Raw genomic sequence first — 21,359 nt, 5'->3', positions numbered from 1 at the left:
CCTGAATCATGCCGACTGCCAGGACGGAACCGTCCACCACGATGTCGCACCCGGCCGGCCGGGCGCTGCTGTTCGTCCTGTCGGGCACCATGCTGCTCGACGCGCTCGAAGTGTCGACGGCGGCCGTGACGCTGCCCGCGATAGGCGACGACCTCGGGCTGCCGCCGGCCTCCTCCCACTGGCTCGTCACCGGCTTCGCCCTCGCGTTCGGAGGACTGATCCTGGTCGCGGGCAAGGTCGTCGCCCGGGTGGGCGCCCGCCGCCCGTACCTGGTGGCGTTGCTGGTGTTCGCGGTGGCCTCGGTGGCCGGTGGCCTGGCGGGCGACGGCCCGCTGCTGATGGCCACCCGCGCCGTCAAGGGAGCCTGCGCCGCCTTCACCGCGCCGGTCGGGCTGGCCATCATCGCGGCCGCCTTCCCGGAGGGAGCCGCCCGGACCCGGGCCATGTCCGTCTACGCGCTGTTCGGGGCCGGCGGGTTCACCTGCGGGCTGGTGGTGTCCGGCGTGCTCACCACCGCGCTCGGCTGGCGGTGGACGCTCGCGGCGCCGGCGCCCGTGGCGCTCGCGCTGTTCCTGGCCGGCCTCCGCCTCGTCCCCCGTGGCGGAGGCGCTCCCGGTGGCGTGAACGAAGCGAAGACCGATGAGGCGGCGAAGACCGATGAGGCACAGCGTGGGCAGGGGCGCGCGGGCGTGCTCGCGTGGGGCCCGCTAATCCGGTCGTGCCTGGGGGCCGCCACGCTCAACGGGTCGTTCTGGGGCCTGCTGCTCGTGGTGAGCCTGCACCTGCAGGCGGTCGCGGGCTGGAGCGCGCTTCGGACGGCGCTGGCGTTCGTGCCCGCCACCGTGCTCCTGCTTCTGTCGGTCCCCTACAGCGGGCGGCTGGCGGAGCGGTACGGGCCGGCGCGGCTCATCGCCCTCGGGGCCGCGGCTCCTCCCGCCGGATACGCCCTGCTCCTGCGGCTGGACGGGGCCCCTTCGTACACCGTGGACATCCTGCCCACCGCGTTACTGGTGGGGGCCGGATACGTGCTGTGTTTCGCCGCACTGCACATCCAGGCCACCGCGGGAGTGCCCGAGTCCCGCAAGGGACTGGTCAGCGGCGTCTACCAGAGCTCGGTCCAGCTCGGGGGCGCGCTGGCCGTCTGGCTGACCGCCCTGGCGCTCCCCGCGGCCTCCGCCCCCGGCCCCCACGCGGCGATCGGCCTCGTCACCGCCGTCGGGGCGCTGGGGCTCCTCGTCGCGCTCGCCGGCGTCATCGGCGGCCGCCCCGACCGACCTGTAAGGAGTGCACGAAACGATGAAGGTTCTGATCACGACGATGCCGGCGGCGGCTCACCTCTACCCCTACGTCCCGCTGGCGTGGGCGCTGCAGAGCGCGGGGCACGACGTCCGGGTCGCCAGCCATCCCGACATGGCGGACACGATCGTCAAGGCCGGGCTCACCGCGGTGGCCGTGGGTGAGAAGGAGGATCTGGCCGGGGCGGTACGCGCCGCCGGCGAGGACGAGCGGCTGCGGCGCATCGTCGACGCGCTGCCGTTCGGCCCCGGAGACGCCAACTTCAGGACGGCGATCGGCCACTACGTGCTGGGCGCGTTCGGGCTCTACTACCCCGAGCACCCGCCCGGTCCGGACCGCAGGCCCATGGTGGACGATCTGATCGGATTCGCCCGATCGTGGCGGCCCGACCTGGTGCTCTGGGATCCGCTCTCCTTCCCCTCGCCCATCGCGGCCCGCGCGTGCGGGGCGGCCCATGCCCGCGTGCTGTGGGCCATCGACCACATGGGCTGGACGAGGAGCAGGCTCCTCGGGCGCCTCGAAGGACTCGACCGGCTCGACAGCCTGCGAAGCCGGCCGCCCGAGGACCCCCTGGACCCGATGGCGAGCATGATGAAGCCGACCCTGCGGCGGCTGGGCCACGACTTCGACGAGGAACTGATCGTGGGCCAGTGGACCGTCGACCTGATGCCGCCGCGGATGCGGCTGCCCGTCGATCTGCGCTACGTCCCCGTCCAGATGGTTCCCTACACGGGTGCGGACGTCCTCCCGGAGTGGCTGTACGAGCGGCCGAGCCGACCCCGGGTCTGCCTCACGCTGGGCCTGAGCTCGCGGCACTTCTTCGCGAAGAACTACGGGATTCCCGTCGGAGACCTGCTGGACATGGTGGCCGACCTCGACATCGAGCTGGTGGCCACGCTGAACGACGCGCAGCTCGCCTCGGTGGACCGCGTCCCGCCCAACGTCAGAGTGGTGGACTACGTACCGCTCACCCAGCTCCTGCCGACCTGCTCGGCGATCGTCCATCACGGCGGCGCCGGCACGTTCGCCGCGGCCGTGTCCGCACGGGTGCCGCAGCTCGTCGTCCCGACCGAGGGCGCGGAGCGGGTCGAGGTGGGGGCCCATGTCGCGCTCCGCGGCGCCGGGCTGTCCATGCCGACCGTGGAGAGCGGCCTGCTCACCGTCGACGACGTGAAGAAGTCGCTGGTACGCATCCTGAACGAGCCGTCCTTCCGGACGGGGGCCGGGGAGCTGTACGCGGATCTGGCGGCCGTCCCGTCACCGCGCGACGCCGTCCCGGTCCTGGAGGACCTCACCGCTGAGTACCGCCGGTAAGGGAACGCCGTGAGCATGGACACCTCCGAAGGCGCGAAGGCGGGAACCGGGCGTGCCGGAGCGCGCGAGTGGGCGGGGCTCGCCGTCGTCGCGCTGCTCATCCTGGTCGTCTCCGCCGACCTGAACGTGCTGCACCTGGCCGTGCCGAAGCTGAGCGCGGACCTGCGTCCGGGCGCCGCGCAGCTGCTCTGGATCACCGACGTCTACGGATTCGTGATCGCCGGGTTCCTGATCACCATGGGCACCCTGGGCGACCGGATCGGCAGGCGCCGGCTGCTGCTGTGGGGCGCGGCGGCCTTCGGCGCCGCGTCCGTGCTCGCCGCGCTGGCACCGAGCGCGGAGCTGCTGATCGCCGCGCGGGCACTGCTGGGAGTCGCCGGGGCGATGGTGCTGCCGTCCGCGCTGTCGCTGATCAGGGCCGCGTTCCACGATCCGGGGCAGCGGAAGATCGCCATCGCGGTGTGGATCACCGCGTTCTCCGTGGGCAGCGCGCTGGGTCCGCTGCTGGGCGGGGTCCTGCTCCAGCACTTCTGGTGGGGCTCGGTGTTCCTGCCCGGTGTGGCGGCCATCGTGCCGCTGCTGGCCACCGGTCCCGCCCTGCTGCCGGAGTACCGGGATCCGGCCGGGGGCCGGCTCGACCTGCCGAGCGCGGCCCTGTCGCTGGGCGCGGTGCTGGCGGTCGTGTACGGCCTCAAGCAGATCGCCGAGTACGGAGCGGGATCCGCCGCGGTCGCGGCCGTCCTGGCCGGCGTCACGGTGGGCGCGGTCTTCCTGCGCCGCCAGGTCCGGCTGGCCGATCCGCTCATCGACGTGCGGCTGTTCGCCGGCCGCGTCTTCAGCGGCGCGCTGGCCGCGCAGGCGCTGGGCGTCTTCGTCATGGGCGGGACGTTCTTCCTCGTCGCCCAGTACCTGCAACTCGTGCTGGCCCTGTCGCCCCTGGAGGCGGCGCTGTGGCTGGTGCCGACGGCCCTCGCCCTGGTCGCCGGCTCCATGACGGCGCCGCTGCTGGCGCAGCGGATCCGCCCGGCGCACGTGATGGGCGGGGGCCTGCTGCTGGCCGCGGGCGGCTTCGCGGTCCTGAGCCTGGCGGACGGCTCCGGCCTGGCCCACGTCGTGGCCGGCTTCGTGATCGTCGGCCTGGGCCTCAGCCCGGTGGTGGCGCTCAGCACCGACATGATCGTCGCGGCGGCGCCGCCCGAACGTGCCGGGTCCGCCTCGGGGATCTCCGAGTCCGGCAACGAGCTCGGCCAGGCCCTCGGTATCGCGGTCCTGGGCGGTGCCGGCACCGCCGTCTACCGCGGCCGGGTGGAGTCCTCCCTGCCCGCCGGTGTTCCGGCCGAGAGCGCACGGGCCGCGCAGGACACGCTCGGCGCCGCGGTCTCGGTGGCCGAGGGGCTGCCCGCTCGCCTCTCGACCCAGCTGGCGGACGTCTCCCGCGCCGCGTTCACCGACGGCCTGCAGGTGGTGGCCCTGGTCTGCGCGGCGATCGCGGCGGCGCTGGCCCTGCTCACCGTCATGCTGCTGCGCGCGGTGCCTCCCGGCGCGGGGCAGTCTCCCGAGCGGACCGAGGAGCCCTCCGAGAAGGCCCCCGCCGGGCCCGCCATGAGGAGCGTGTCCGGGGACCTTCCCGACGTCATGCGCGACGACGCCGGTGCCGTGCTCGTCGGGGAGCCGGCCTCCGGCGACACCGCGGTCGGCGACGAGCTCCGGGAGCGGACTCCCGGCCTGCTCTCGCTCAGCCGGTTCGTGAGCGCCGACGGCGAGAGCGTCCTCCTCTACGCGCAGACGACGGGGGACGAGCGCGCGGCCGGGCGGCTCCGGTCGCGCGGAGTCGAGTGCACCGAGTACGTCCTGTACCGCAGCCACGCGCCGGAGACCTCGCGCGTCCCGGGGTGCGTGGTGGCGGTCAGCGTCGAGACCCGGGACGCGGCGGTGGCGCGGCAGTGGTCCGACGCCGTCATCGCGGCGCTGGAGAGCGAGGGGCACACCGGCGGGCTGTCGGCCCATCTGCACATCAGCACGGACGGGACACGCGTCCTCAACTACGCCGAGTGGGCCGACGAACAGGCCCACCGCGCGGCCATGGACGACACCCACCCCGGGAGCCCGCAGTGGCGCCTGGTTCAGGAGATGCCCGGCGTGAAGCCGCTCGGGTTCCGGCGGTACCGCCTCGACCGCACGGTCCAGTGACGAACGGCCATCACGAAGGGAGGTCGGCGGATGCGGCCGCTCGGCCCGGAGGGCGCCTGGCTCCAGGAGCCCGACATCCACACCGACGAACGCGGCGCCTTCCACGAGTGGTTCCGCGACGAGCGGTTCACGGAGGCGACCGGCCGGCCGCTGCGGGTCGCGCAGGCGAACCGCTCGGTCTCGCGCCGCGGTGTGCTGCGCGGCGTCCACTACGCCGACGTGCCCCCCGGACAGGCGAAGTACGTGATGTGCGTGAGCGGGGCGGTCTTGGACGCCGTCGTCGACATCCGCACGGGCTCGCCGTGGTTCGGCCGCGCCGAGACCGTGCGGCTGGACTCCGCGTCGGGACGCGCGGTCTACCTGGCCGAGGGCTTCGGCCACGCCTTCATGGCGCTCACCGGCGAGGCCACCGTCGTCTATCTGTGCTCGGAGGGCTACGCGCCGCGGCGCGAGCACGCGATCCACCCGCTCGACCCCGACCTGGCGATCGACTGGCCGCGCGGCACCGAGCCGATCCTGTCCGACAAGGACGCCGCCGCGCCGACCCTGAAAGCCGCCGAACAGGCCGGCGAGCTGCCCTCCTACGCGGACTGCCGGGCGCTCTACCGGCGGCTGCGCGAGGGGGCACCGGACCCCGGACATTCCCCGTGAGAGACCCCGAGGAGAGGTCGATGATCAACGTATTCCAGCCCAGCCTGGGCGAGGAGGAACTGGCCGCCGTCGCGGAGGTCTTCAAGAGCGACTGGCTGGGACACGGACCGCGCACCAAGGACTTCGAGGCGGCGTTCGCCCGCCACATCGGCGTCCCGGCGGACAACGTGGTCTTCATCAGCTCGGCCACCGACGGGCTGTTCCTGACCACGGAGCTGCTCGGGCTCGGCCCGCAGGACGACGTCGTCCTGCCGTCCATCAGCTTCGTCGGCGCCGCGAACGCGGTGGCCGCCACCGGCGCCCGGCCGGTGTTCTGCGACGTGGACCGGCACACCCTCAACCCGTCCGCCGAGGACGTCGAGCGCAGCCTGACACCGCGGACCAGGGCGGTCCTGCCGCTTCACTACGGCGGGCATCCCGGCGCCATCGACGACATCGCGCGGCTGTGCCGGGAGCGCGGTATCACGCTGATCGAGGACGCGGCCTGCGCCGTGACCTCCGCCGTCGACGGCCGGGCGTGCGGCACCTTCGGCGATCTGGCGGTGTGGAGCTTCGACGCGATGAAGATCCTGGTCACCGGAGACGGCGGGATGCTGTACGCGCGCGACCCCGGTGCGGCCCAGCGGGTCCGCGCGCTGGCGTACCACGGCCTGGACCAGTTCAGCGGCCGGTCGAGGTCGGCCAAGGTGCCCCGCCGGTGGTGGGAGCTGAGCGTGCGCGACTTCGGGCACCGGATGATCGGCAACGACCTCACGGCCGCCATCGGCGGTGTGCAGCTGCGCAGGCTGCCCGAGTTCCAGCGCAGGCGCCAGGCCGTGGTCGAGGCCTACGACGAGCTGCTGGCCGGGATCCCCGGGGTGCGGCTGCCGCCGCGCCCGCCCGCGGGGCACACCACGTCCGGCTACTTCTACTGGGTGCAGCTGCCCCCGGCGATCAGGGACCGGGTCGCGGCGGACCTTCTCGACCGCGGCGTCTACACCACGTTCCGCTACCCGCCGCTGCACAGGGTGCCCGCGTACCGGGCCGAGACCGACCTGCCCGGTGCCGACCGGGCGGCCGAGAGCACCCTGCTGCTCCCGGTGCACCAGAGCCTGGACGACGCGGACGTGCGCACGGTGGCGACCGGGTTCCGCGACGCCGTCGAGCGCGCCGCCGCCGCGGCGCGCACGTGACGACCGACCGAAGCGATGGAGGAGGCAGATCATGAACGGAGGCAGGCTGCGGCTCGCCGTGATCGTCGGGAGCACGCGGGAAGGACGGTTCGGCCCGACCGCGGCCCGCTGGTTCCTCGGCCGGGCCCGGCAGCGGCGGGACATGGACGTCGACGTCCTCGACCTCGCCGAGGACCGGCTCCCTGCGGTGCTCACCGCGGACCGCCCCCCGGAAGTGGAGGCCGTCGGCCGCCGGCTGGAGGCCGCCGACGCGTACGTGGTGGTGACCGCCGAGTACAACCACAGTTTCCCGGCGAGCCTCAAGAACGCGATCGACTGGTTCCTCACCGAATGGCAGGCGAAGCCGGTCGGATTCGTCTCCTACGGGGGCGTGGCCGGCGGACTGCGCGCGGTGGAGCAGCTCCGCCTGGTCTTCGCCGAGCTGCACGCGGTCACCGTCAGGGACTCGGTGAGCTTCTCCAACTACCCCGGCCTGTTCGACGGCGCCGGCGATCCCGTCGACCCCGAGACGTGCGACGGCGCCGCGAAGATCATGCTCGACCAGCTCGCCTGGTGGGCCGGCGCCCTCCGGGAGGCGCGGGCACGCACGCCCTACGGGTCCTGACGACACGGGTCCTGACGACGGGTCCTGAACCTCGCGGGGTCCTGGCGGCAGCGCCGGATCGAGCGGATCACGAATCCCGGATCTGGCAGACGACGTCGCCGGCCGAGACGGCCGCCCCGGGTTCGGCCGTCAGGCCGGCGACGGTCCCCGCCCGGTGGGCGTACAGGGGCTGCTCCATCTTCATGGCTTCGAGCACGGCGATGAGGTCGCCCTCGTCGACGCGGTCGCCGTTCTCGGCCGCGACCTTGGCCACGGTTCCCTGAAGCGGCGCGGTGAGCGCCTCGCCGGACACCGCCCCGCCCGTCCCCTGACCCGGGGGCGAGGCGGGCCGGGGCCGCGCCGCTCCGCTCCCCGGATGAGACGCCTCCCCTGCGGACGGCCCCAGGTACGAGGGCACGGAGACCTCCAGCCGCCTGCCGTCGACCTCGACCACGATCGTCTCGCGGGGCTCGTCAGCGGTGTCCGGTCCACCGCCGGGTGACGCCGCGTGCGGCGCGATCTCGGTGTCGAACTCGGTCTCGATCCACCGCGTGTGGACGCCGAACGGGCCACCGGAACCATGCAGTTCCGGGGCGAAGACGGGATCGCGTACCACCGCGCGGTGGAACGGGATGACCGTGGGCAGGCCCTCCACCTCGAACTCGTCCAGCGCGCGGGCCGCGCGGCGCAGCGCCTCCTCGCGGGTCGCGCCGGTGACGATCAGCTTGGCCAGCAGCGGGTCCCAGGCCGGTCCGATCACCGACCCCGCCTCGACGCCGCTGTCGAGCCGCACCCCCGGGCCGGCGGGCGGCCGCAGGGCGGTGACGGTGCCCGGCGCGGGCAGGAAGCCGCGGCCGGGGTCCTCTCCGTTGACGCGGAACTCGATGGAGTGCCCCCGCACCGGCGGGCTGCCGTACCCGAGGCGCTCGCCCTCGGCGATGCGGAACATCTCGCGGACGAGGTCGATGCCGGTGACCTCCTCGGTGACCGGGTGCTCGACCTGCAGCCGGGTGTTGACCTCGAGGAACGAGATCGTCCCGTCCGCCACGAGGAACTCGCAGGTGCCCGCTCCCACGTACCCGGCCTCGCGCAGGATCGCCTCGGACGAGGCGTGCAGCAGGCCGTTCTCCTCCTCGCTCAGGAACGGCGCGGGGGCCTCCTCGATCAGCTTCTGATGGCGGCGCTGCAGCGAGCAGTCGCGGGTGGAGACCACCACGACCCCGCCGTGCGCGTCGGCCAGGCACTGGGTCTCCACGTGCCGGGGCCGGTCCAGGTAGCGCTCGACGAAGCACTCGCCGCGGCCGAAGGCGCCGGTGGCCTCCCGCACCGCCGACTCGTACAGCTCGGGGATCTCCGCCAGGGTACGGGCGACGCGCAGGCCCCGCCCCCCGCCGCCGTACGCCGCCTTGATCGCGACCGGCGTCCCGTGCCGCTCGGCGAACGCGAGCACCTCGTCCACGCCCGACACCGGGCCGGGCGTACCGGGCACGAGCGGGGCGCCGGCCCGCTCGGCGATCCGGCGGGCCGACACCTTGTCGCCGAGCGCGCTGATGGCCCCCGGCGGCGGGCCGATCCAGGTCAGGCCGGCGTCCAGGACCGCCTGGGCGAAACCGGCGTTCTCCGACAGGAAGCCGTAGCCGGGGTGGACCGCGGCGGCGCCGGCGGCCGACGCTGCCTCGATCACCTTGGCGCCGTCGAGGTAGCTCGTCGCGGGGGTGTCGCCGCCGAGCGCGTACGCCTCGTCGGCGGCGCGCGCGTGCGGCGCCCCGCGGTCCGGGCCGGCGTAGACGGCGGCGCTCGCGATACCGGCGTCCTTGCATGCCCGCGCGATGCGCACCGCGATCTCACCGCGGTTGGCGATCAGGACCTTGTGCAGTGTCATGGCGTACCTCTCTCGCCTGCCGCCCGTCCCGCCAGCTGTGCGGCGGCAGGAACGCGGGGGACCGCCACGCGGCCTTCGCCGGGCGGTCCCGCCCGCGCCCGGCCGCGGCGCGGCGGGCGCGCAGCAGCAGTACCGCGGTGATCGCGGCCACGTCCTCGGGCCGGGCATCGCCCCTCTCGATCCGTACGAGAGGGGCCGGACGGGCGGTGTCTGGACGGGTCACGGGGGCTTTCCTTCGTGCACGGCGCGGACGTTCACTGCGGCGGGTCGCCGTGCTTGCGCTGCGGCAGGTCGGCGTGCTTGGCGCGGAGCATCTCCAGCGACCGGATCAGCACCCGCCGGGTGTCGCGCGGGTCGATGACGTCGTCGATCAGGCCGCGCTCGGCCGCGTGGTACGGATGGACCAGTTCGGCCCGGTACTCCTTGGTCTTCTGCTCCCGCATGGCCGCGGGGTCGCCGGCCGCGGCGATCTCCTTGCGGAAGACGACGTCGGCGGCCCCTTCGGCGCCCATCACCGCGATCTCGTTGGTCGGCCAGGCGAAGGCCAGGTCGGCGCCGATCGAACGGGAGTCCATGACGATGTAGGCGCCGCCGTAGGCCTTGCGCAGCACGACCGAGACCCGCGGGACGGTCGCGTTGCAGTACGCGTACAGCAGCTTGGCGCCGTGCCGGATGATGCCGCCGTGCTCCTGGTCGATGCCGGGCAGGAAGCCGGGGACGTCGACCAGGGAGACCAGCGGGATGTTGAACGCGTCGCAGAAGGAGACGAACCTGGCGCCCTTCTCGCTGGCGGGGATGTCCAGCACCCCGGCCAGGTGCGCGGGCTGGTTCGCGACCACGCCCGCCACCTGGCCGCCGAGCCGGGTCAGCGCGCAGACCAGGTTCGCCGCCCAGGTGGGCTGCACCTCGAAGAACTCGCCGTCGTCGGCCAGCTCCGCGAGCACGCGGCGGACGTCGTAGGTGCGGGAGGAGTCGGCCGGGACGAGGTCGATCAGGGCGTCGCCGCCCCGGTCCGGCGGATCGGAGGACGGCCGGGCGGGCGGCAGCTCGCGGTTGTTGGCGGGCAGCAGGGACAGCAGGAACCGGACGTCCTGGAGGCACGACTCCTCGTCCTCGTAGCTCAGGGTGGCGACACCGGAGGTGGCCGCGTGCACGTCGGCGCCGCCGAGGCCGTCGTGGGAGACCCGTTCGCCGGTGACGGCCTGCACCACGTCCGGCCCGGTGACGAACATCTGCGCGATCCCGCCGACCATGAACACGAAGTCCGACAGCGCGGGGGAGTACGCCGCGCCGCCGGCGCACGGCCCGAGCATCACGCTGATCTGCGGGACCACCCCGGACAGGCGGGTGTTGCGGCGGAAGATCCCGCCGTAGCCGGCCAGCGCCGCCACCCCTTCCTGGATCCGCGCGCCGGCGCCGTCGTTGAGCCCGACCACCGGCGCTCCGGCCGCCTCCGCCAGGTCCATCAGCTTGTGGATCTTCGCGGCGTGCGCCTCGCCCAGCGCCCCGCCGAAGATCCGGAAGTCCTGCGCGTAGACGAACACCGTGCGGCCGTGCACCTCGCCCCAGCCGGTCACCACCCCGTCGGAGTGCGGGCGGCGGTCCTCCAGCCCGAAGCCGGTGGCGCGGTGCCGGCGGAACGTCTCGACCTCGGCGAAGGTGCCCTCGTCCAGCAGCAGCTCCAGCCGCTCGTGCGCGGTCAGCTTGCCCTTCCGGTGCTGGCGGCCGGTGGCCGCGGGATCCGGGCCCCGGCGGGCCGCCTCCCGCGTGTCACGCAGCTCGGCCAGGCGCTCACGCGGGTGCATGCGCCGCACCTCCGGATCTGGCCGGCCGCCACCAGCCCGCGTTGTCCCGGTACCACCGCACGACCTCGCGCAGTCCCTCCTCGAACGACCGGCGCGGCGCGTAGCCGAGCTCGCGGCGGATCCTGGAGTCGTCGATCGCGTACCGCAGGTCGTGCCCCTTGCGGTCGGGCACCTGGCGGACCAGGGACCAGTCCGCGCCGCACAGCTCCAGCAGCCGGGCGGTGATCTCCCGGTTGGTCAGCGCCGTGCCGCCGCCGATGTTGTAGATCTGGCCCTCGGCGCCGTGGGTGAGGACCCGCTGGACGCCCCGGCAGTGGTCCTCCACATGCACCCACTCCCGCACGTTGCGGCCGTCCCCGTACAGCGGCACCGGCTCGCCTTCGAGCAGGCTCGTGGTGAACAGCGGGATCAGCTTCTCCGGATGCTGGTACGGGCCGTAGTTGTTCGTGCAGCGGGTGATCCGCACGTCCAGGCCGTGGGTCCGCCAGTAGGCGTGGGCGACCAGGTCGGCGCCCGCCTTGGACGCGGCGTAGGGCGAGTTGGGCCGCAGCGGTTCCTGCTCGGTCCACGAGCCGGTCTCGATCGACCCGTACACCTCGTCGGTGGAGACGTGCAGCACCCTCGGCACTCCGGCGGACAGGCAGGCGTCGAGCAGGATCTGCGTGCCCTGGACGTTGGTGCTGGTGAACTCGCCCGGGTCGGTCAGCGACCGGTCGACGTGCGAGGCCGCCGCGAAGTGGACGACGGCGTGGTGCCCGGGGAGCAGCAGCCTGAGCAGCTCGTGGTCGCGGATGTCGCCCTTGACCATGGTGAGCCGGGGGTCGTCGAGGGGCAGGTTGCCGGGGTTGCCGGCATAGGTGAGGCTGTCGAGCACGGTGACCTCGGCGCCGCGGAACCCCGGGTAGCCGTCGGCCAGCAGCGTGCGGACGTAGCAGGAGCCGACGAACCCGGCGCCTCCGGTGACCAGGACCCTCATGCCGCCACCTCCGCCCGCGAGTGGTCGCCGATGACCAGGCGTGTGCCCCGCCCGCCGCGCGGGGCCGTCACCTCCGCGCCGCGGCCGATGATGGAGCCGCTCAGCCCGCGGACACCGCGCACGTTCCCCCCGTCGAGCAGGAGGGACTCCTCCAGCGCGGCGTCCTGCACGGCGCAGCCGCGGCCCACCACCACGTTCGGCCCGATGGTGCTGTCGCTGACGACCGTTCCCGACCCGACGATGAGCGGGCCCCGGAGGCGGGAGCGGGTGACCTCGGCCCCCGCCTCGACCACCACCGGCCCGTCCACGCCGCTCGCCGCGTCGATCCGCCCCCGGACCTCGGGAACCAGGCGTTCCAGCAGCGTCCGGTTGCAGTCCAGCAGGACGTCGATGCTGCCGACGTCGGCCCAGTAGCCGGCGTACTCCTGGACGCTGACCGGCCTGCCCTCGTCGACCATGTGCTGCAGCGCGTCGGTGATCTCCAGCTCGCCGCGCCGGCTCGGCCGGATCGCCCGGACGGCGTCGTGCACGGCCGCGGTCAGGAAGTAGACCCCGATGATCGCCAGGTCGCTGCGCGGCCGGGCGGGCTTCTCCACCAGGGCCCGCACGGAGCCGTCCGCGCCGAGCTCGGCGATGCCGTACTGCGAGGGGTCGGCCACCTTGGTGACCAGAACGAGCCCGTCGGGCCTGCGCTCGGCGAAGTCGCGGGCGGCGGTCTCGATGCCGTCCGGCAGGACGTTGTCGCCGAGGTACATGACGAAGTCGTCGTCGCCGAGGAAGTCGGCCGCGACGGCCACGCAGTGCGCCAGGCCGAGCGGGGCCTCCTGGTGGAGGTAGGCGATGTCCAGGCCCATGGCGGACCCGTCGCCGAGCAGCTCCCTGATCTCTTCGGCGTTGTCGCCGACGATGATGCCGACCTCCCGGACGCCGATGTCCCGGATCCTCTCCAGGACGTGGACCAGGACCGGCTTGCCGGCGACCGGCACGAGCTGCTTGGCCAGGGAATGGGAGAAGGGGCGCAGCCGCGTTCCCTTCCCCCCGGACAGTACAAGTGCCTTCATTGGTGAACTCCGGTGTCTCATCGGGGGGTCATGGCGTCGAGGGCGGCCCGAACCAGCGGTTCAGCGCGGCGCGCAGGCCGTCTCCGCCCGGTGCCGTCCAGGCGACGTGCCCGTCCGGGCGCAGCAGCACGGCGCCGACATCGCCCAGCGGCCCGTCCGGACCGGCCTTGGCGTGCACGATCCGGACGCGATCACTCCACGGCGCCGCCACCGCCCCCGGCGAGTCCGGGGCGCCCGGGGACGCGCCCCCGCCGCCCAGGTCGAGCAGGACGCCCTTGGCGGGATGCAGCAGCCGGGTGGTGCTGGTGTGCTCCGGACCGGCCACGAGATCGCAGTGCGGCATGCGCTCGCCGCCGAGGCGGTGGCCGCCGTCCTCGTAGCGGACGTCCAGCCCGCCGACCATGGCGGCCAGCCGGTCGTTGCACTCCGGGAGCGCCAGCATCTCGCGCATCACCGCGCGCACGGGCTCCACCTCCGGGCCGCCGAGCAGCAGGTGCGCCTGCGCGCGGACGTTGGCCAGCACCCGCTCGCCCACCGGGTGGCGCTCGTCGTGGTAGGTGTCCAGCAGGCCGGCCGGGGCCCGGCCGCGGGCCTGCGCGGCCAGCTTCCAGCCGAGGTTGGCGGCGTCCTGGAGCCCCAGGTTGAGCGCCTGGCCGCCGGCCGGAAGCTGGATGTGCGCGGAGTCCCCGGTGAGCAGGACCCTTCCCTCGCGGTAGCGCGCGGCCTGGAGGCTGGCGTCGTCGAACGCGTCCACCCAGATCGGCGTGCCGGTGGAGATGTCCTCGCCGGTGATCCGCGCCCAGCCGGACACGACCTCGGCGAATTCCGGGGAGCCGTCGCGGCGGGCGGCCGGGCGGCCGAACTCGTGCAGCATCACCCGGGTGACGCCGTCGCCGCGGCGCGCGGCGATGGCCAGGCCGTTCTCGAAGCGTTCGAAGCGCCGGTCGGGTATCTCCAGGCCGGCCACGTCCGCGCGCAGCAGTTCGCGGGAGGCGGCGGTGCCCCGCATCCCCATCCCGGCCAGCCGCCGCACGGTGCTGTCCGCTCCGTCGCAGCCGGCCAGGTAGGCCCCGGACACCCGCAGCGGGCCGCCGGCGCCGTCGGCGGTGACCTCGACCCCGTCGTCGCCGGACGCGAGCTCCCGCACCTCCTGGCCGAACCGGATGTCGGCGCCCAGCCCGGACGCCCACGCCCGGAGCGTCGCCTCGGTGCGGAACTGCGGGATCTTCCAGTAGCCGGGGTACCGGCCGGGCAGCCGGCTCGCGTCCAGCGCGAGACCGCCGAAGTGCCCCCGGCCGGTGGGCTCCGTCCCGCCCAGCGCCTCGACCAGCCCTCGCTGGTCGAGGACCTCCATCGTGCGGGAGTTGAGCTGCGAGGCCCTCGACTCCCCGGTCGGTTCCCGCAGCCGTTCCAGGACCACGACCTCGGCGCCACCGAGCCGGAGCTCTCCGGCCAGCATCAGCCCGACCGGTCCCGCACCGACGACGATGACCCGGGTGGCCGGATCCGTCCCTGACGCCTTCTCGGGCATGGCCGGTCAGCTCCGCCGCTCCGCGTGGTCCTTGGCGTGCCGCAGCGTGGTCAGGCTGTTGGCGCTGAGAGCGCCGCGGACGTAGTCGCGGGCGTCGGGCAGGCCCGCCCCGCCGCCGAGGACCGTCGTGATGTTCGCCTCGTTGATCTTCACGGTGTGCCAGGAGACGACCCGCACACCGCCGTCGTCCGGGATCAGCTCCCATTCCCCGGTGTGCAGCGTCATCAGCGGGGGAACGTGGATCTGCTTGTAGACGATCCGGGTGTAGGGCATGCACACCCGGACGGAGGTGGTCGAGTGCACCGAGCCGTCCTTGGTCCTGGTGTCCATCGTGAGCAGCTGCTGGCCCGGAGTCTCCTCCTCCAGGGACACGTCCTCCACGTGCGGCAGCCGCCGAGGCCAGTGCTGCGCCTCGTTGAGGAAGTCGTAGACGTCCGCGGCCCGCCCGTCGACCCAGACGTCGTCGCTGAAGGTCAGCAGCCCGCCTCCTTCCGGCTCCAGTTCGGCGTGGGCCTTGAGGGCGGAGAGCTCGGCGTGGCTGTTGCCGTCCACCGCCCGGTCGATCCACGCGAGCTTCTCGGGGTCGTCGTCCTCGGCGCGGTAGTCGTGCAGCAGCCGTACCCGGGTCTCCGGCGCGCCGCCGCCGGAGGACGGCTCGACCACCCAGGAGCCCCCCATCGCCGCGACCGGCGGCCTGGAGACCTCCTGGCGGAAGTCGATGCGCAGCGCGTCCGGGTCGAGCCGCCGGCGGGAGGTCCAGTTCTTGGCCTCCCCGTTGGCGGTGGCCCAGATCCGGATCCGCTCGTCCCGGCCGTCGCGCTCCTCGGGGTCGACGTAGACGGTCGGGGGGAAGATGCGCGGCCAGTTCTCCACCTCGGCGATCAGCCGGTAGACCTCCGAGGCCGGCGCGCGCACCGTGATCTCGTGCTCCACCTCGCGCGTGTCCGGTGGTGCCATGACTGTCGTCTCCCTTCCTGCGTACGGTTGCGTGGGGGCCGCGGGCCGCTGCCGGGCCCGCCGCCCGTTCAGAAGTTGCCGAGCCCGCCGCAGACGTTGATGGCCTGCGCGGTGACCGCGTCGGTGCCGTCGGAGACCAGGTAGCCGACCATGCCGGCGACCTCCTCGGGCGTGGAGTACCGGCCCAGCGGGATCTTGGCCTGGAACTTCTCCAGGACCTCCTCCTCGGAGGCGCCCCAGGCGGCGGCGTAGCCGCGGCGGACGCCCTCCGCCAGCGGTGTCTCGACGTAGCCGGGGCAGACCGCGTTGACGGTGATGCCGGTCTTGGCGAGCTCGTTGCCGAGCGCCTTGGTGAAGCCGACGACGCCGTGCTTGGACGCCGAGTACGGGGCGCCCAGGACCACGCCCTGCTTCCCGGCGGTCGAGGCGATGTTGACGATGCGCCCGCGGTCGCCGTTCCGCATGCCGCCCTGGTTCAGCACCGCCCTCGTCATGAGGAACACGCTGTTGAGGTTGGTGTCGATGACGTCCTCCCAGAGCTCGTCGGTGAGGTCGGCGGTGGGCCCGCCGCCGCTGCGGCCGGCGTTGTTGACCAGCACGTCGACCGGTCCGAACCGCTCCACGGCGGCCCGCGCGAACGCCTCGGCGTCGTCGCGGGAGCGCACGTCGCACGCCGCCCCGTCCACCTCGTGGCCCTCGTCCCGCAGGAGCTTGACCGTCGCCTCGACGTTCTCGGGGGTCCGCGAGCAGATGAACACCCGGTGCCCGGCCGCCCCCAGGGTCCGCGCGATCGCGAGCCCGATTCCGCTGGTGGCCCCGGTGACCAGGGCGACCCGCTTGCCGTTGCCCGACTTGCCGTTGCCTGACTTGCCGTTGTCCGACATTGCCCTCTCTCCAATCGGTGGGCCGGTCGCTAGCCCGCGTCCATGTCCGCGAGCCGCGTGTTGACCGTCGACAGGAACTCGCGGGGAGTCCTGGCGTCGACGATCGCCTCGTCCTCCAGCTCGATGCCGTACGCGCGCTCGACGCGGCTGCCCGTCTCCTGGAGGGCCAGCGAGTCGTAGCCGAGGACGTCGAACTCCATGTCGAGAATGTCGCCCTCCAGATCCACCTCCTCGGGAATGCCGGCGGCCTCGGTCAGCACGCGCCGGAGATCGTCGATCTTGAATTCCGCCTGGTTCATCTCCGCCTTCTCCTTTCGGTGAGGGGTCATGGTGAGCAGGGGAGCCGTGGTGAACGGGTCACGGCGGGCCGGCCGGTTCCCCTGGCGGGGCCGGCGGGCGCGCGTGGCCCGGCTCAGGTGCGCGGACGACCACGGCGGAGTTGAACCCGCCGTGTCCGCGCGCCAGCACCAGCGCGGTGCGCAGGGCCTGCCGCCGCGGCTCGCCGACGACCAGGTCGATCGGGTATCCGGGATCCGGTGCGACGTTGGCGGTCGGGGGGACCAGCCCGTCGCGGATCGCCAGCAGCGCGGTGACCAGGTCCAGGGGGCCGGCGCCCGAGTTGAGCCGCCCGGTCATCGTCTTGGGCGCGGTGACCGGCACCGCGCGCGGTCCCAGGACCGCGGCGATCGCCTCGGCCTCGACGCGGTCGAGCTCCGGCGTCGCGGCGGCGTCGGCGAACACCACGTCGATCTCGCCGGGTTCGGTCCGCGCGTCCTCCAGCGCCAGCCGGATGGCATTGCGCAGGCCGGGCTCCCGGTCGCTGCCGGGCCGCGGGTCGAACGTGGCCCCGTACCCCGCGATCTCGCCGTACCAGCCGGACACACCGCGCTCGCGTGCCGAAGCGGCGTCCTCAAGGACGAGCAGGGCCCCTCCCTCGCCCGGCACATGGCCGCACGCCCGGGGATCGAAGGGCAGGTAGGCGCGCTCGGGGTCGTCGGCGGCGCTGAGCCGCCCGCAGGTCAGCAGGGCCGCCCAGCCCCAGGAGCAGAGCGAGGCGTCGACGCCGCCCGAGACGATCAGCCTGGCCCCCTTGCGGATCCTCCGCCGGGCCTGGGCGACGGCGTCCAGCCCGCCGGCCTGGTCGCTCACCAGCACGCCGCCCGGTCCGCGCAGGCCGTGGCGGATGGAGATCTGGCCGGTGTTGACCGCGTAGAACCAGGCGTAAGACTGGTACGCGCTGACGTACTGGCCCCCCTTGCTCCACAGGTTCCGCAGCTCGCCCTCGCCGAACTCGAAGCCGCCCGACGAACTCGCCGTGACCACGCCGACGTCGAACTCGCCCAGCCGCTCCCGGGACACCTCCGCGTCGGCCAGCGCCCAGTCCGCGGCCACGAGCGCGAGCCGGGTCATGTGGTCGGTCTGCGGGATCAGCCTGCTCGGCAGGTGCTCCTCGGCCGTGAAGCCGGGCACCTCGCCGGCCAGCCGCGCCGGGTACCGCTCCGGATCGAACCTGGTGACGCGGTCGATGGCGGCACGTCCCCGGCAGGTCGCGGTCCAGTGGTCCGCCGTGCCGAGGCCCGTGGGCGCGGTCACCCCGACGCCGGTCACGAGTGTCGTCCCGGTCATGCGCCGTCCCTCCCGCGTGGCGCCCGCAGCACCATGGCGCTCTGGAAGCCGCCGAACCCGCTTCCCACGGTGAGCACCGTGCCGGTGGGCACGTCGCGGGCGGTCAGCGGCACGTAATCCAGGTCGCACTCGGGGTCGGGATGGTGCAGGTTCGCCGTCGGCGGCACCACGTCGTGCTCGATGGCCAGCGCCGACGCGGCGATCTCCAGCGACCCGATCGCGCCCAGCGAATGGCCGATCATCGACTTGATGGAGCTGATCGGGACACGGCGGGCGCGGTCGCCGAGGGCGCGCTTGAACGCCGCGGTCTCGTGCCTGTCGTTCTGCTTGGTGCCCGAGCCGTGCGCGTTGACGTAGTCGACGTCCTCCGGGGCGACCCGCGCCTCGTCCATCGCGACGCGGATGGCCTCGGCCATCTCCCGCCCGTCCGGGCGCAGGCCCGTCATGTGGAAGGCGTTGCAGCGGGTCGCGAAACCCGCGACCTCCGCGATCACCGGCGCGCCGCGCCGCCGGGCCCGCTCCCTCTCCTCCAGCACGAACACGGCGGCGCCCTCACCCAGCACGAAGCCGTTGCGGGTCCGGTCGAACGGCCGCGAGGCCCGCCCGGCGTCGTCGTTGCGCGGTGAGGTCGCCTTGATCGCGTCGAAGCAGGCCATGGTGATCGGCGAGATCGGCGCGTCCGTGGCGCCGCAGACCATCGCGTCCACCGAGCCCTCGGCGATGAGCTCCTCGGCGTGGCCCACCGCGTCGATACCGGAGGTGCAGCCGGTCGACACGACCGTGGCCGGCCCTTCCGCGCCGACCGCCCAGGCGACCTCGGCGGCGAACGAGCTCGGCACGAAGTAGTCGTACAGGTGCGTTGGCGCGTAGCGGTGATCGACCGGATCCAGCCGGCCGCCGTCGCTGACCACGCAGTACTCCCGGTCGAGTCCCATGGTGGCGCCGACCGCGCTGCCGATCGACACACCGGTGCGGCAGGGATCGTCCCGGGGATCCAGGCCGGCGTGCGCCACGGCCTCCCGCGTGGCCACCACGGCGAGTTGCGCCGCGCGGTCCATCCGGCGGATCTCCTGGGGACGCAGCCCGTGCGCCGCGGGATCGAAATCGATCTCGGCCGCGATCCGCGACCGGTACGGCTCCGGGTCGAAGAACGTGATGCCGCGGGTCGCCGTCCGCCCCTCGGTCAGCAGGCTCCAGAAGTCCTTGACGCCGGTTCCGCCGGGCGCCAGCACTCCCATGCCGGTGATGACAGCCCGTCTGGTCACGACCTCGGCCTCCGATCGGTCCATTCGTAGAACCGTGTCGCCATCGCGTCCTTCGGGGACCGCCATGTTTCGGGGTCGTAGGGGTCGATGTAGGACTTGAGGGCGTCACTGATCTCCTGGAAGAGCGGGTGCGAACTCGCCTTCTGGATCGCGGCGCCGCCGTCGTCGGAGTCGAAATCCTGAAGGTGGAAGTACAGGTCGTGGAAACTGAAGAGCTGGCGTCGCCTCGTTCCCATGATGTCGGGCATCTCGGTGGTATCGAAATCGCGGAAAAGCCGCGCGACATCGTTTTCCGAAGCCGGTTTCATCCGGGCCACGATCAAGGTGCTGTGCACGCTGAATCACTCCCTTTCGCAAGGTGCCGGCGCGCCGCCGGACGTTGGGCCGTGACTGGGGCTCGCCTGGGCTGGGCGCGAGGGTCAGCCCTGGGCGAGGGCGTCCGCGGTGGCGCGGCCGGCGGCGCGGCCCGCGTCGGGCGCGCCGAACCAGCGCCGCAGCGCGCGGTCCACCGGGCCGCACCCCGGCGCCGCCCACGCGACATAGCCGTCGGGACGGACGAGGACGGCATCGGTGCCCGCCAGATCGCCCCCGGCCTGGGAACCGCCCGTCACGACGTCCACCCGGTCGGCCCAGCCGGCGGCGTCGCGGAGCAGGGCGGCGTCTCCGGTCAGGTCGAGCAGCACGCCGCGGCCGGCGTGCAGCAGATCGCCCACCCTCGTCCGCCCGCCGTCGGCGTGGATCTCTTCGCCGGGGCGCATCCGCGCGCCGAGCAGCGGGTGGTCGCCCGGCCCCATGTCGTAGCGGATGTCGATCCCGCTGACGCTTCCCACCAGATGGCGGCTGACCTCGGGGTACTGGATGAGCTCGGTCAGGACGTCCCGCAGGGGCTGCATCTCGTCCCCGTTGAGGAAGAGAAGGCCCTGTGCCCGCGTGTTGGTGAGCACCCGCTCCGCCACTCGGTGGCGCTCGGTGTGGTAGGAGTCCAGCAGCCCGTCGGGCGCGGTGCCGTGCACCTGGGCGGCGAGCTTCCAGCCCAGGTTCATCGCGTCCTGGATGCCGGTGTTCATGCCCTGGCCGCCGGCCGGCAGGTGGATGTGGGCGGCGTCGCCTGCCAGCAGGACGCGCCCTCGGCGGTACTCGGTCACCTGCCGGGTGGCGTTGCCGAACGAGGTGACCCAGGCGGCGGTGCCGTGGCTGATGTCCTGGCCGGTGAGGCGCTCCCAGCCGCCGGCCACCTCCGCGAAGCTCGGGGGCTCGGTCCGGCGTTCGGCGGGCGGCGGATGGTCCTTCTCGCAGACGACGATCCTGGTGATCTCGTCGCTCAGCGGGCCCGCCATGACCATTCCGTTGGGCCTGGTCTCACCGGTCCAGCGCGGCTCGATGTCGGCGCCCTTGACATCGGCGATGAACATCTCCAGCGTCGCGGGCAGGCCGGGGAAGTCGAAGCCCGCCAGCTTGCGCACGGTGCTGCGGCCGCCGTCGCATCCCACCAGGTACCGGGCGGAGAACCGGCTCCGCCCGCCCGGCCCGTCGACCTCCGCGGTCACGCCCTGGTCGTCCTGGGTCAGCGCCACGACCTCGTGGCCCCGCCTGATGTCGGCGCCGAGGCCCACGGCCCATTCGGTCAGCATCTCCTCGGTGCGCGCCTGCGGCAGGTCCTTGCCCACCCAGTGGGCGCCTTCGATCACGCTGAAGTCGAGGCCCAGGCCGCCGTAATGCCCGACATTGCTGGTTTCGAGGTCGGGAAGCAGCGGCAGGAGCCCGCGCTGGTCGAACACCTCCATGGTCCGGCCGGTGAAACCCAGGCCGCGGGACTGCCCGGTCGGCTCCCGTAGTTTCTCCAGAACAATGACGTCCACTCCGGCCAGTCGCAACTCGGCGGACAGGGTGAGCCCTGCGGGGCCGGCACCGGCAATGATCACGGACGTGTCCATCTCGCTCTCCCATGCTCGATCTGCGGGACATCTCGGGGTGAATGCATTGGAGCCATTCACCAAAATCCACAATTCGGCGGGGCAGGGTCAAGTCGGCTGTGCAAGATCTATGTATATCTTCGTCACGGGACCGTTAATTGTAAGAGGGGGGTAAATCGGAGCGGCCGGAAGCCGGTGTGTTCGAGTCCGGTCCCTTTCACCCGCCCGTTCCCGGAACACCGTGTGCGGGCAG

The 21,359-nt window shown here is 73.3% G+C and carries 19 protein-coding genes; 6 read left to right on the top strand and 13 right to left on the bottom strand.

Translation table 11 applies throughout. The annotated features are described in order from the left end of the window. Positions 1-8: 8 nt before the first annotated feature. The 6 genes from E1281_RS04650 to E1281_RS04625 are packed head-to-tail and all read left to right on the top strand — an operon-like array spanning position 9 to position 7,227. Positions 9-1,460 (top strand): MFS transporter, encoded by a 1,452-nt coding sequence (locus E1281_RS04650; protein ID WP_207943094.1) that lies wholly within the window; start codon positions 9-11, stop codon positions 1,458-1,460. Then, complete coding sequence (locus E1281_RS41695; RefSeq protein WP_243716590.1) at positions 1,354-2,610, top strand: nucleotide disphospho-sugar-binding domain-containing protein; 1,257 nt, start codon at positions 1,354-1,356, stop codon at positions 2,608-2,610. Before E1281_RS04650 ends, E1281_RS41695 begins: the two co-directional genes overlap by 107 nt. A gap of 15 nt (positions 2,611-2,625) precedes the next feature. Continuing rightward, positions 2,626-4,800, top strand: coding sequence for an MFS transporter (locus E1281_RS04640; protein ID WP_131875877.1), 2,175 nt, complete (start codon positions 2,626-2,628; stop codon positions 4,798-4,800). A 30-nt stretch (positions 4,801-4,830) separates the two neighbouring features. Then, positions 4,831-5,451 carry a dTDP-4-dehydrorhamnose 3,5-epimerase gene (gene rfbC / locus E1281_RS04635; protein ID WP_131875876.1) on the top strand — a complete coding sequence of 207 codons (621 nt, stop codon included), beginning with the start codon at positions 4,831-4,833 and terminating at the stop codon, positions 5,449-5,451. Between the two features lie 20 nt (positions 5,452-5,471). After that, positions 5,472-6,623, top strand: coding sequence for a DegT/DnrJ/EryC1/StrS family aminotransferase (locus tag E1281_RS04630; protein ID WP_131875875.1), 1,152 nt, complete (start codon positions 5,472-5,474; stop codon positions 6,621-6,623). A gap of 31 nt (positions 6,624-6,654) precedes the next feature. Then, positions 6,655-7,227, top strand: coding sequence for an NAD(P)H-dependent oxidoreductase (locus E1281_RS04625; RefSeq protein ID WP_131875874.1), 573 nt, complete (start codon positions 6,655-6,657; stop codon positions 7,225-7,227). 67 nt (positions 7,228-7,294) lie between these two features. On the opposite strand, the gene E1281_RS04620 is transcribed toward E1281_RS04625, so the two are convergent. The 13 genes from E1281_RS04620 to E1281_RS04560 form a co-directional block, all read right to left on the bottom strand. Next, the gene (locus E1281_RS04620) at positions 7,295-9,082 is read right to left on the bottom strand and encodes a biotin carboxylase N-terminal domain-containing protein (protein WP_131875896.1); all 1,788 of its coding nucleotides are present in this window, start codon (positions 9,080-9,082) and stop codon (positions 7,295-7,297) included. After that, on the bottom strand, positions 9,051-9,311 hold the full coding sequence (locus E1281_RS04615; RefSeq protein WP_131875873.1) for an acyl-CoA carboxylase epsilon subunit: 261 nt from the start codon (positions 9,309-9,311) through the stop codon (positions 9,051-9,053). The genes E1281_RS04620 and E1281_RS04615 overlap by 32 nt, the downstream gene beginning before the upstream one ends. 31 nt (positions 9,312-9,342) lie before the next feature. Continuing rightward, the gene (locus E1281_RS04610) at positions 9,343-10,893 is read right to left on the bottom strand and encodes an acyl-CoA carboxylase subunit beta (protein ID WP_131875872.1); all 1,551 of its coding nucleotides are present in this window, start codon (positions 10,891-10,893) and stop codon (positions 9,343-9,345) included. After that, on the bottom strand, positions 10,880-11,869 hold the full coding sequence (gene rfbB / locus E1281_RS04605; RefSeq protein ID WP_131875871.1) for a dTDP-glucose 4,6-dehydratase: 990 nt from the start codon (positions 11,867-11,869) through the stop codon (positions 10,880-10,882). The genes E1281_RS04610 and rfbB overlap by 14 nt, the downstream gene beginning before the upstream one ends. After that, positions 11,866-12,930, bottom strand: a complete 1,065-nt coding sequence (locus E1281_RS04600) for a glucose-1-phosphate thymidylyltransferase (RefSeq protein ID WP_131875870.1) — start codon at positions 12,928-12,930, stop codon at positions 11,866-11,868. The genes rfbB and E1281_RS04600 overlap by 4 nt, the downstream gene beginning before the upstream one ends. Before the next feature lie 28 nt (positions 12,931-12,958). Continuing rightward, the gene (locus tag E1281_RS04595; RefSeq protein WP_131875869.1) at positions 12,959-14,461 is read right to left on the bottom strand and encodes an FAD-dependent monooxygenase; all 1,503 of its coding nucleotides are present in this window, start codon (positions 14,459-14,461) and stop codon (positions 12,959-12,961) included. 6 nt (positions 14,462-14,467) lie between these two features. Beyond that, the gene (locus tag E1281_RS04590; protein ID WP_131875868.1) at positions 14,468-15,418 is read right to left on the bottom strand and encodes an aromatase/cyclase; all 951 of its coding nucleotides are present in this window, start codon (positions 15,416-15,418) and stop codon (positions 14,468-14,470) included. A gap of 68 nt (positions 15,419-15,486) precedes the next feature. Then, positions 15,487-16,302 (bottom strand): 3-oxoacyl-ACP reductase FabG, encoded by an 816-nt coding sequence (gene fabG / locus E1281_RS04585; protein ID WP_131875867.1) that lies wholly within the window; start codon positions 16,300-16,302, stop codon positions 15,487-15,489. Positions 16,303-16,331: 29 nt separating this feature from the next. Further along, positions 16,332-16,601 (bottom strand): acyl carrier protein, encoded by a 270-nt coding sequence (locus E1281_RS04580; RefSeq protein ID WP_131875866.1) that lies wholly within the window; start codon positions 16,599-16,601, stop codon positions 16,332-16,334. A 58-nt stretch (positions 16,602-16,659) separates the two neighbouring features. After that, on the bottom strand, positions 16,660-17,928 hold the full coding sequence (locus E1281_RS04575; RefSeq protein WP_131875865.1) for a ketosynthase chain-length factor: 1,269 nt from the start codon (positions 17,926-17,928) through the stop codon (positions 16,660-16,662). After that, the gene (locus E1281_RS04570) at positions 17,925-19,193 is read right to left on the bottom strand and encodes a beta-ketoacyl-[acyl-carrier-protein] synthase family protein (RefSeq protein WP_279433586.1); all 1,269 of its coding nucleotides are present in this window, start codon (positions 19,191-19,193) and stop codon (positions 17,925-17,927) included. The genes E1281_RS04575 and E1281_RS04570 overlap by 4 nt, the downstream gene beginning before the upstream one ends. After that, positions 19,190-19,528 carry a TcmI family type II polyketide cyclase gene (locus tag E1281_RS04565; protein ID WP_131875863.1) on the bottom strand — a complete coding sequence of 113 codons (339 nt, stop codon included), beginning with the start codon at positions 19,526-19,528 and terminating at the stop codon, positions 19,190-19,192. The genes E1281_RS04570 and E1281_RS04565 overlap by 4 nt, the downstream gene beginning before the upstream one ends. An 84-nt stretch (positions 19,529-19,612) precedes the next feature. Then, complete coding sequence (locus E1281_RS04560; protein WP_131875862.1) at positions 19,613-21,127, bottom strand: FAD-dependent monooxygenase; 1,515 nt, start codon at positions 21,125-21,127, stop codon at positions 19,613-19,615. Between the last annotated feature and the right edge of the window lie 232 nt (positions 21,128-21,359).

It is taken from the genome of Actinomadura sp. KC345 (genome assembly GCF_004348515.1).
Taxonomy (GTDB): Bacteria; Actinomycetota; Actinomycetes; order Streptosporangiales; family Streptosporangiaceae; genus Spirillospora.
Note: the sequence above shows the minus strand (reverse complement) of the source record. Positions and strands in the feature narration are given on the sequence as shown.

What these genes read in the sequence shown, in the direction of transcription:
- E1281_RS04650 (WP_207943094.1), top strand. Translation starts at nt 9, where the DNA reads ATGCCGACTGCCAGGACGGAACCGTCCACCACGATGTCGCACCCGGCC.
- E1281_RS04640 (WP_131875877.1), top strand. Translation starts at nt 2,626, where the DNA reads ATGGACACCTCCGAAGGCGCGAAGGCGGGAACCGGGCGTGCCGGAGCG.
- rfbC (WP_131875876.1), top strand. Translation starts at nt 4,831, where the DNA reads ATGCGGCCGCTCGGCCCGGAGGGCGCCTGGCTCCAGGAGCCCGACATC.
- E1281_RS04630 (WP_131875875.1), top strand. Translation starts at nt 5,472, where the DNA reads ATGATCAACGTATTCCAGCCCAGCCTGGGCGAGGAGGAACTGGCCGCC.
- E1281_RS04625 (WP_131875874.1), top strand. Translation starts at nt 6,655, where the DNA reads ATGAACGGAGGCAGGCTGCGGCTCGCCGTGATCGTCGGGAGCACGCGG.
- E1281_RS04610 (WP_131875872.1), bottom strand. Translation starts at nt 10,893, where the DNA reads ATGCACCCGCGTGAGCGCCTGGCCGAGCTGCGTGACACGCGGGAGGCG.
- rfbB (WP_131875871.1), bottom strand. Translation starts at nt 11,869, where the DNA reads ATGAGGGTCCTGGTCACCGGAGGCGCCGGGTTCGTCGGCTCCTGCTAC.
- E1281_RS04600 (WP_131875870.1), bottom strand. Translation starts at nt 12,930, where the DNA reads ATGAAGGCACTTGTACTGTCCGGGGGGAAGGGAACGCGGCTGCGCCCC.
- E1281_RS04595 (WP_131875869.1), bottom strand. Translation starts at nt 14,461, where the DNA reads ATGCCCGAGAAGGCGTCAGGGACGGATCCGGCCACCCGGGTCATCGTC.
- E1281_RS04590 (WP_131875868.1), bottom strand. Translation starts at nt 15,418, where the DNA reads ATGGCACCACCGGACACGCGCGAGGTGGAGCACGAGATCACGGTGCGC.
- fabG (WP_131875867.1), bottom strand. Translation starts at nt 16,302, where the DNA reads ATGTCGGACAACGGCAAGTCAGGCAACGGCAAGTCGGGCAACGGCAAG.
- E1281_RS04580 (WP_131875866.1), bottom strand. Translation starts at nt 16,601, where the DNA reads ATGAACCAGGCGGAATTCAAGATCGACGATCTCCGGCGCGTGCTGACC.
- E1281_RS04575 (WP_131875865.1), bottom strand. Translation starts at nt 17,928, where the DNA reads ATGACCGGGACGACACTCGTGACCGGCGTCGGGGTGACCGCGCCCACG.
- E1281_RS04560 (WP_131875862.1), bottom strand. Translation starts at nt 21,127, where the DNA reads ATGGACACGTCCGTGATCATTGCCGGTGCCGGCCCCGCAGGGCTCACC.